Below are 8,800 nucleotides of genomic sequence, written 5' to 3' on the forward strand. Positions count from 1 at the left end.
TGTCGCTGCTGGGCGTGGTGGCCGGCTTCGGCACCCACCTGCTGGCGGCCTCGCTCGGGCTGTCGGCCCTGCTGGCCGCCGTGCCCATGGCGTTCGATGCGCTGCGCATCGCCGGCGCGGCGTACCTGCTGTGGATGGCGTGGCAGGCCGTCAAGCCCGGCGGCTCCGCGCCGTTCCAGGCCCGCGACCTGCCGCACGACGCGCCGCGCAAGCTGTTTCTCATGGGCTTCATGACCAGCGTGCTCAACCCCAAGGTCGCCATGTTCTACCTGTCGTTCTTCCCGCAGTTCCTGCACCCCGAACGCGGCCACCTGCTGCTGCAAAGCCTCACGCTCGGGGCCGTGCAGATCACGACCAGCGCCACCGTGAACGCACTGCTGATCCTGTTCGCCGCCCAGGTGGCCCGGTTCCTGCACCGCAGCGAGGGCTGGGTGCGCGCCCAGCGCTACGTGATGGGCACCGTGCTCGGCCTGCTCGCGCTTCGCATCCTGTCCGAAAAGAAAGCCACCGCATGAACGCCCCCACCACCGCCATCGACGCCTTCGCTCCCGCATCGGCACCCGCCACGGACAGCGCGGGCCTGCACGCCATGGCCGCACTCCCCACGCTCGCCGACATCGAGGCCGCCGCCCAGGTGGTGTACGCGGACTTCGCCCCCACGCCCCAGTACCGCTGGGCGCTGCTGGGCGAGCGGCTGGGCACCGAATGCTGGCTCAAGCACGAGAACCACACGCCCGTGGGCGCTTTCAAGATCCGCGGCGGGCTCACGTACTTCGACCAGCTCGCCCGGCGCGGCGCGCTGCCGCGCGAGGTGGTCAGCGCCACGCGCGGCAACCACGGCCAGAGCATGGGCTGGGCCGCGCGCCGCCATGGCGTGGCCTGCACCATCGTCGTGCCGCGCGGCAACTCGGTGGAAAAGAACGCCGCCATGCGCGCCCTGGGCGTCACCCTGATCGAGCATGGCGACGACTTCCAGGAGGCGCGCGAGCACGCCATCCAACTGGCGGCCGACCGCGGCGCGCACATGGTGCCCAGCTTCCATGCCGATCTGCTGCGCGGCGTGGCCACGTACTGGTGGGAATTCCTGCGCGCGGTGCCGCAGATGGCGATCGCCTACGTGCCCATCGGCCAGGGGTCGGGGGCGTGCTCGGCCATCGCGGCCAAGCGCGCGCTGGGCCACGGCGTTCGCATCGTCGGCGTGGTCAGCGCCCATGCCACCACGTATGCCGACTCCATCGCCGCCGGCCACGTGGTCGAGGCCCCGGTCACCACGCAACTGGCGGACGGCATGGCCTGCCGCGTGGCCGACCCGGCCGCGCTCGCCATCCTGGCGCCGCACCTGGACCACGTGGTGAAGGTGACCGACGCCGAAGTGGCCGCCGCCATGCGCGCCCTGTTCACCGACACGCACAACGTCGCCGAAGGCGCGGGCGCCGCCGCATTCGCCGCCGCGATGCAGGAGCGCGGATCGCTCACCGGCCTGCCCGTGGGGCTGGCGCTCACGGGCGGCAACGTGGATGCGGCGATGTTTTCCGGCGTGCTGTGATCGGCCAGCGCCTCCCATCTCCATGGCCCCTTTCGCCAGCGCAGGGGCGGCCCCTCCGCAGATGGATTCGCATTGAAAAGGGCCGTCAGCACAATGAAAACGCCGGCATGACGCTATTGAAAATATAGCGGCTGCTCTGGGGTCCGCGTCCGCACCATGCCCACGCAGCCCTGATGGCAAAACGGCCATGGACCGGGACATCCGATGCGGCAATCCCCCTGCGGCGCTGCGCTGGCCCGGTTCGCCGTGCAGCAGAAAAGCCGTGGATATCACCGCGCCTTCCCTGCGTGGGTTTTCGGGTCCAACGCCCATAGGACCACACCGCCCAAGCCCATTACCCATTTCAGCGCGTCGCGGCTTGCAAACCGATCCCACGAAAGCCTTTTCCAACGCGTGGAGCGGATAACAAGGCGGCAGAAACGGCGCAGGCATTCATGTTAACCTTCGGTGCGTTTTTAATAGTTACGCAACGAAATCCAATGCCGATGCATCGATCCCTGGCGCGAAAGGGCGCGCTTTCTCTTGCGCTGGTGGCCGTGACGGTGCCCGCGGTTTGGGCCCAGGTCACCGTTCAAGGCTGGACGGTTGGAAGAAGGGGCGCCGATGGGAGAAGCTGTTATCCCTCGGTCCAGGAAGCCTGCACCCTTGGCGGCAACGGCCAGCTGTCTCCCGCACCCTATACGGCAACCGGCTATACCTGCGAAGAGACAGACGACGGCTGGCGCCATTGGGAGGCGATCAACCGGTGCCATTACGAGCAATATCCCACGGTGGTTACCTTGTCAGGGCCGTCGGAAACACGCCCCGCCCACACGGGAGGCTCGGCCGAAATCACGCTGATCGCCAAGGTCACTCAAAGCATCACCGCCAAGCCCGGGGTGGCGCTCGGATTCTCGGTCGATGTCACTGCCCATTCCGGCGGGCATGAACACCACGACGTGGCCCGGCCCAAGGGCCTTTTGAGCGGAACCCAGGGCGTCACCGACGCGAATGGCGAAGTCAAAGTCACCTTCAAAGCCCCGGAAGTGGCAGGAATTCATACCCTGCAAGTCGCTTGCGCCATTTGTTCCAACAGCCCGGCGTCCAAAGAGATCAGGGTCAAGGTGGCAGACCTGCTGCCCATTTCTCCGAATCCGCCGCAAAACGCCGATGGCACTTTTGTCTATGCCCTGACCAGCGTGGACAGGACGCATCAGGGCAATGGGCGGTATCACCACAATCAGTATTACCTGACACAACAGTCATTGCAAAATCTGCTGAGTTTGATTGGGTCTTTTGCTGCTGAAGGCTGGGGTACGGTAGCCCTGAACGATGCCAGTTTGTTTTGGGGAGGGCGCTACGACATTACGTCGAATTGGAGAGCGCCACACGCGGCGCATCGTGATGGCCGTGAAATTGACATTTCGTTCACCCGCGCCAGAAATCCAGTGCCTGCCGACAAGCAGAATAATTTCTACAAAAAGTTTTGCGAGACCCATGCAGCCGAAGTTCCTTTCTCAATACTTCATCATTACGCCTCAGCACCGCACTTCCACGTATTTCTCGAAAAGCAGAAAGCCTGCTTCAAATCGGAGCACTGAACCATGAACGTTATCCAACTCATCCGATCTGCGCTGCTGGCCCCAACGCTGTGCACCGGTTTGGCCCTCGCTCAAGACAGCGCCACCTTCGATGCCTCAAAAAATGCGTGGAAGCTTTACTACCAGGATCCAGAAACTGCGCAGTGGGTAAGTAAAACCTATTTTCAGCAGAATGCGATCAAGCCAAGCATCCATTCGATCGTGCAAGCCAGCGGATCAGCATACGCATACCGTTATCGACTAGTTAACCGCCGTGATGCAAAACAGTCAATCGACCTCTTTCGAATCTGGGGAATTCCTTTGGTATACGCCATACCGGATTTGCCACCGGTGACGGCAAGCGCGCGAACAGAAAATGACAAGTGGACCCAGCAGTACTGGGATCAATTGACTGCCAAGAGAAATTTCGAGGCCAGCGTGATCAAAGCGCCCCAAGGTTGGAGTGGAAACTTGCGCGTTGACGAGCATGTGGGCCAGACCAGTTTCGTCTGGACACCCGGTTTGAAGGACACCGATCCGGACGGTATCTCTCCAGGAAAAACACAAGATGGCTTTCTCGTGACCCGGGCGGAGTTGCCCGGCATGGCACGCGCCAAGCTGACGGGATCCACCCCGGAGCCTTGGGGACTGGATAACCTGCCGGATACGCCCTATTGGAGCCAGAAAATCGACGAAATCCAGGACCTGGACTACGTCCTGGTTCCCGTTCTGGCCCCCGTGATTGCCGTGCCGGCACCATACAGCGGCGCGGAACTGGCTCGCAGACTGAGGACCCACGTTCAATCCTGGTCGAAGTACGGGCACGCCAGTGCCGACGTGCTGGCCAGACTGAACCGTCAGTTCGACGTTCTGATTCCCGCGCTGGAAATGAACAACCGGCCCACCGCGCGCGCGGCCGTCGCGGCGATGCGCAAGGAATGCACCGATCACCATCGCGATCTGGTGGATGCCAAGGCCGGCGAAGACGATGACGCGCAAGCCTCGGTCGCGTTGCCGCGCACACCCGCACAACGCAGCGCCACGCCCGCTCCAGCGCTCGACCGCCTGGCGGCCAGGGCGCTGATGTTCGATCTGCGCTACCTCCTGGATCGGATGGATATGGTCCGTTGACGCCCCGCTGCGGATTCTGCGCAACACCCGCATCGGAATGGCCGCCAGCACAATGAAAACGCCGGCATACAGCTATTAAAACAATAGCATTCGTCACCCGCGAGACAAAGGCGCGCCCAGGCCCCGCCCAGAATCGCCGGCATGGGAACCCTCTACCTCGTGCGCCACGGCCAGGCCTCGTTTGGCGCGGATGACTACGACCAGCTGAGCCCGCGCGGGCGCGAGCAGGCGGTGCGCCTGGGCGAGTACTGGCGGGCCCGCAACGTGCGCTTCGATGCGGTGATCACCGGCACGCTGCGCCGCCATGTGCAGACGCTGGAGGGCATCGCCGAGGGCCTGCAGATCACGCCGCAGCCACTGGCCCTGCCCGCACTGAACGAGTACGACAGCGCGGCGCTCATCGCCGCCATCCGTCCCCACCCGCTGCCCCCGCCCGACACGCCCGAGCGGTACCGGCACCACTTCCGGCTGCTGTGCGATGCGCTGGCGCAGTGGATGGGCGGCACGATCAGCCCGGCGGGCATGCCCAGCTGGGTGGCGTTTTCCAGCGGCATCCGCGCGGCGCTGGAGCATGTGCGCCGCCATCACGTGGGACACCACGTGCTGCTGGTGTCCAGCGGCGGGCCGATCTCCACCGCCGTGGGCGAGGTGCTGAGCACGCCGCCCGAAGTGACGATCGCGCTCAACATGCGCATCCGCAACAGCGCGGTGACCGAGTTCAGCATCGCCCCCAAGCGGCTCATGATGCAGACCTTCAACACGCTGCCGCACCTGGACACCGAAGAACACGCGAGCTGGGTGACGCACGCATGAGCGCGGACTGCGCGGGCACTTGGCAGCCTGTTCTGCCCGCCTCTTCCTGCATGGAGGTGGACGACCCAGGCCGACGCAGGCAACTTCGGATGCGCTGACGCGCTTTCGCGCAACCGAGCGCTCGCCACCCCTTTGCCAGCGATTCTGGTGCATTGTTATTGGTGAAACCATGCCCACTCGCGCACTTGCTGCAAAACCGCCCACTCCCCAACCCTTGCCTCCCCGGCCGCACCAGCCCGCCAACGCCACAGCATGCCGCCCTTCGGTGTCATCGTCACACGGCTGGCCGCTCGGACTGCGCTCCATGCGGGAGGCCAGGGAGCACGCCGGGCACAAGCCCAACACGGAGCGCCATGCCGAACTGAGGCCGTTGGCGATCGTCGATGCGGAGGAGGCTGGCTCCAATCTCCTGGCCGCCGTGAAGTACATGACCGATCCATTGCACGGGGCATCCGAGAAAGCCGTGGAATTGGGAACGGAGGGCGTGAACGGCGAGCAAGGGGGAGAAACCTCCGCGGAAGGCGCGGACGGAGGCACGTCCGCCAGCGGAGCGGAAGGGCACCATGCCCAGGATCCGTCCCAGGCCACTGCGCAGCAGGGCGCGGACGCAGGCAACCGCCATGGCGCCAGCGTCGGCACGGAAGACGCGGCCCCCCATGCCGATGCGCTGCACAAGCTTGCAGAAGAAGGCACGCCCAGTGGCGTGAGCGACCTTGCGACCACCCTGGGACTGGGCGCGGCCATGCTGCCGCTGTCGGCGTTGGCGATACACACCGGCTACCGGGAATTGCGCGAGGTGGCCGAGCAGCGCACGATCCTCGAACAACAAAAGGATGCGCTGCAGCATCAGCGCGACAGCCTGCCCGCCGCGGCGCAATCCGGCCCCGCGCAGGCGGCGGTTCAAGCCCAGACGCTTGCGCTGGACCAGACCATCGACGACGTGGCCCACCAGCAGCTCATCAACCGGCACGACGGCCGCGTCGCGGGTGCATCCGTCACTTCGGCCAGTCTGATCTTCGCCAAAACTGCAGTGGAAACCTCGGTGCAGGCGGGCCTGTCGATCGCTTCGGGCCATGCCAATGCCGCCAATCTGGTCGCTCACAGCGCCAGTGCAGCCGGCGCGGCGTCGGCCGCCACGGTCGCCAGCACCTTCGTCCTCGGGCCCGCTGCCAGCGTGATGGCGACGGTGCTGGGCGGAGTTTTTCTGCACCAGTCGCACGTGGAAAAGAAGCGTTTTCGTGCCGACTTCAAGCGTGTCAGCGCTTTTCTGGACGGCGTGAGTGCCAAGGGGCTGAGTGGAGAAACAAAGCAATACCATGATTTCCTGAAAACCAAGTTCGACCAGCGCAACCGCTTCGTGAACGGGTTCAACAACTGGAACAAGGGATTCGTCGTTGGCGGCGTGACTTACACCGCCAGCACCGCGGCCAAGGTGGGCGTCGGCATCGCAACGGTGGCGGGCGCCAGCGCCGTGGCTGGACCCGTCGGCCTTGGCCTGCTGATCGGCGTCGGGCTGCTGGGCGCTGTGACCATGGGCGTCGGCTCGCACCAGTTCGTGCTCACCCACGGCAAGGTCAAGCGATATCGAAACTATGATCGCGAGGACGCGGCGGGCATCGACCGGGCCTTCCTTGCCATGGCGGACCTACTGCCGGCAGCAACCCGCAGGGGGCCGTCGGCGCTGGCGGAAACGCCAGCAGCGCAGGAGGGCACCGTTCCATCCATCCACGCGGATTCGGACGCTGAATCCCCAACCGAAATTTCGTCCTATGCGTCGGCGCTCTCGCGAAGGCTATCGGAACCAGACGACACCGCTCCATCCCTGCCTGCGGATTCGGATATCGATTCCCGATCGGAAATTTCGTCCTATGCCTCGGCGCTGCCGGAAACGCCATCGGATCTGGACGAAACAGAGGCATCCATGCACGCGGATTCGGGCATCGAATCCGGGACGGAGATTTCGTCGCATGCCCCACCGTCGCCGATGCAGCATGCCGGCCCAGTGCCCGCTGAGCCCCAGGGATTTGTGCTGCGCAGCGCCCTCTACCAAGCCACCGATGGCCACGAGCGCGCACTGGGCGGGTTTCTTCGGCAAGCGGCAGAGAGCCTGCAAAAGCGCTACAAGGACAAGGGCCGCTCCACCGATCAAGCCCCTCCCGCGGCGCCCACGCACAAGCGTTCCGTGCAACGCGAGGCCAAGGCTGTCCTGCACGGCGGGCTGGCCTACGGAAAGTCGCTGCTGACCGGCCACAAGCCGCGTGAAGCGCGTGACCAGGCCCGCCAGGCGCACGCAAGCAAGACAGGCCGACTCACCGAGACCGTGCTGGCGCAGTGGCTGGACTCTCCGCAGTCCAGGCAAATACAGGTGGATTACATGCGGACCGCGGTCGATCTGCAAAAGAGATACCGGGAAACCAAGTTGGATGCCCGCGAATCGCTGCGGGACCTGGAGGACTTGCTGGCCGGCTCCGACGCAAGCCTTCTGCCCTCTGCATCCGCAGAATCCCTGGAAACGCCGGCATCCCTTTCAGCCAAGCTTCGCAAGGCCCGCGCCGACGACCAGACCCAATTGCACATGCTGCAGTCGCTCCACGGTGATCTTCAGATGAATTTGATCGATGGCCCTTCTGCCCCGCTGCTGCTGCAGTCCGTCAGGCAGCACTTCCTGGTATCCCAGACCGGCAAGGCGCACAGCCCGGAACACACCGCCCGGCCTTTCGCGCACTACTGCATGAAGCAAGCGCAAACACAGGCCACTGCAGTGCGCGGTACCCTGCTCGCCACGGAAATGCAGGCGGCACGCGTTCGTGACCGCGAGCGGCAAGTGCGCGTCGCGGACGTGGCACAAGCGTGAGCGGGAAAGGGGGGACTGGATTGAACCGCCCCTTCTGACGAACCAGTGGCGCTCAGGCAGGGGCCACACCCGCCGCCGCGATCAGCACATCGCGCAGCGGCTGCCGGCCCTCCCGCGTCGCCAGCCCGATGCCGACCGCCAGCGCCTCGCCCTCGGCCAGCGCCCGGTACACCACACCGGGCCGCCGCAGCGCGGTGAACGACCGGGGCAGCAGCGCCATGCCGCGCCCGCTGGCCACCTCCGCCAGCAGGACATGGTGGTCCGCCGGCTCCCGCAGCTTCGGTGCGGCGAACCCATGGCGCGAAAACACCTGCTGGCAGTGGTCGTAGAACGCGGGCTGGCGCGCGCGCTCGAACCAAAAGAGCGCCTCGCTCGCCAGGTCGGCGAGGCGAACCGACCTGCGCCGGGCCAGCGGGTGGGACGACGGCATCGCTACGACCATGGGCAGGCGATCCAGTTCCTGCACGTCGAGCCCGGGGGCCTGCGTCGGCAGCGCGACGAAGGCGGCATCCAGTTTGCCAGCGCCCAGTTGCCGCACCAGCTTCGGCGAGGCATCGGACACCACCGACACCGTGGTGCCCGACTGCGCCGCCTGCACCCGCTGCGCCAGCCCGCGGAACCAGGCCGGCTCGACCGCGCTCGTCAGGCCCAGGCGCAGCGTGGCCGGCATGCCCTGGGCCGCTACCGCCGCTTGCGCATAGCGCAGCAACTGGCCGACGCGGCGCGCGTAGGGCAGCAGCCGGCGCCCGGCCTCGGTGAGCGCCACGCCCTGGGTGGTGCGGTCGAAGAGCCGCGTTCCCAGCCGCTCCTCCAGCTCGCGGATGGCCCGGCTCAGCGGCGGCTGGGACAGGTGCAGGGTTTCGGCGGCCTGCCGGAAGCTGAGGGCATCCGCCACCG

General features: G+C 65.9%; 7 protein-coding genes. 6 read left to right on the forward strand and 1 reads right to left on the reverse strand.

The features are described 5' to 3' along the window. From AC27IQ_RS15010 to AC27IQ_RS15035, 6 genes are all read left to right on the forward strand, one after another. The coding region (locus AC27IQ_RS15010; RefSeq protein ID WP_487089934.1) for a LysE family translocator at positions 1–515 on the forward strand (515 nt) is incomplete at its 5' end. Positions 516–589: 74 nt separating this feature from the next. Then, complete coding sequence (locus AC27IQ_RS15015; RefSeq protein WP_284431407.1) at positions 590–1,546, forward strand: threonine dehydratase; 957 nt, start codon at positions 590–592, stop codon at positions 1,544–1,546. Between the two features lie 434 nt (positions 1,547–1,980). Continuing rightward, entirely contained in the window at positions 1,981–3,126 is a 1,146-nt protein-coding gene (locus AC27IQ_RS15020) for a hypothetical protein (protein WP_487089935.1), read from the forward strand. A 3-nt stretch (positions 3,127–3,129) separates the two neighbouring features. Further along, positions 3,130–4,236: a hypothetical protein gene (locus tag AC27IQ_RS15025; RefSeq protein ID WP_487089936.1), complete on the forward strand. Its 1,107-nt coding sequence runs from the start codon at positions 3,130–3,132 to the stop codon at positions 4,234–4,236. Positions 4,237–4,377: 141 nt separating this feature from the next. After that, positions 4,378–5,049 carry a histidine phosphatase family protein gene (locus AC27IQ_RS15030; RefSeq protein WP_487089937.1) on the forward strand — a complete coding sequence of 224 codons (672 nt, stop codon included), beginning with the start codon at positions 4,378–4,380 and terminating at the stop codon, positions 5,047–5,049. 742 nt (positions 5,050–5,791) lie between these two features. Then, the gene (locus AC27IQ_RS15035; protein ID WP_487089938.1) at positions 5,792–7,903 is read left to right on the forward strand and encodes a hypothetical protein; all 2,112 of its coding nucleotides are present in this window, start codon (positions 5,792–5,794) and stop codon (positions 7,901–7,903) included. 52 nt (positions 7,904–7,955) lie between these two features. Here AC27IQ_RS15035 and AC27IQ_RS15040 read toward each other — a convergent pair whose 3' ends face one another. Further along, the gene (locus AC27IQ_RS15040) at positions 7,956–8,798 is read right to left on the reverse strand and encodes a LysR family transcriptional regulator (protein WP_487089939.1); all 843 of its coding nucleotides are present in this window, start codon (positions 8,796–8,798) and stop codon (positions 7,956–7,958) included. Between the last annotated feature and the right edge of the window lie 2 nt (positions 8,799–8,800).

Source organism: Acidovorax sp. KPB24-07 (assembly GCF_057543315.1).

Coding starts and splice junctions, on each gene's coding strand:
- AC27IQ_RS15015 (WP_284431407.1), top strand. CDS start 590: ATGGCCGCACTCCCCACGCTCGCCGACATCGAGGCCGCCGCCCAGGTG.
- AC27IQ_RS15020 (WP_487089935.1), top strand. CDS start 1,981: ATGTTAACCTTCGGTGCGTTTTTAATAGTTACGCAACGAAATCCAATG.
- AC27IQ_RS15025 (WP_487089936.1), top strand. CDS start 3,130: ATGAACGTTATCCAACTCATCCGATCTGCGCTGCTGGCCCCAACGCTG.
- AC27IQ_RS15030 (WP_487089937.1), top strand. CDS start 4,378: ATGGGAACCCTCTACCTCGTGCGCCACGGCCAGGCCTCGTTTGGCGCG.
- AC27IQ_RS15035 (WP_487089938.1), top strand. CDS start 5,792: ATGCTGCCGCTGTCGGCGTTGGCGATACACACCGGCTACCGGGAATTG.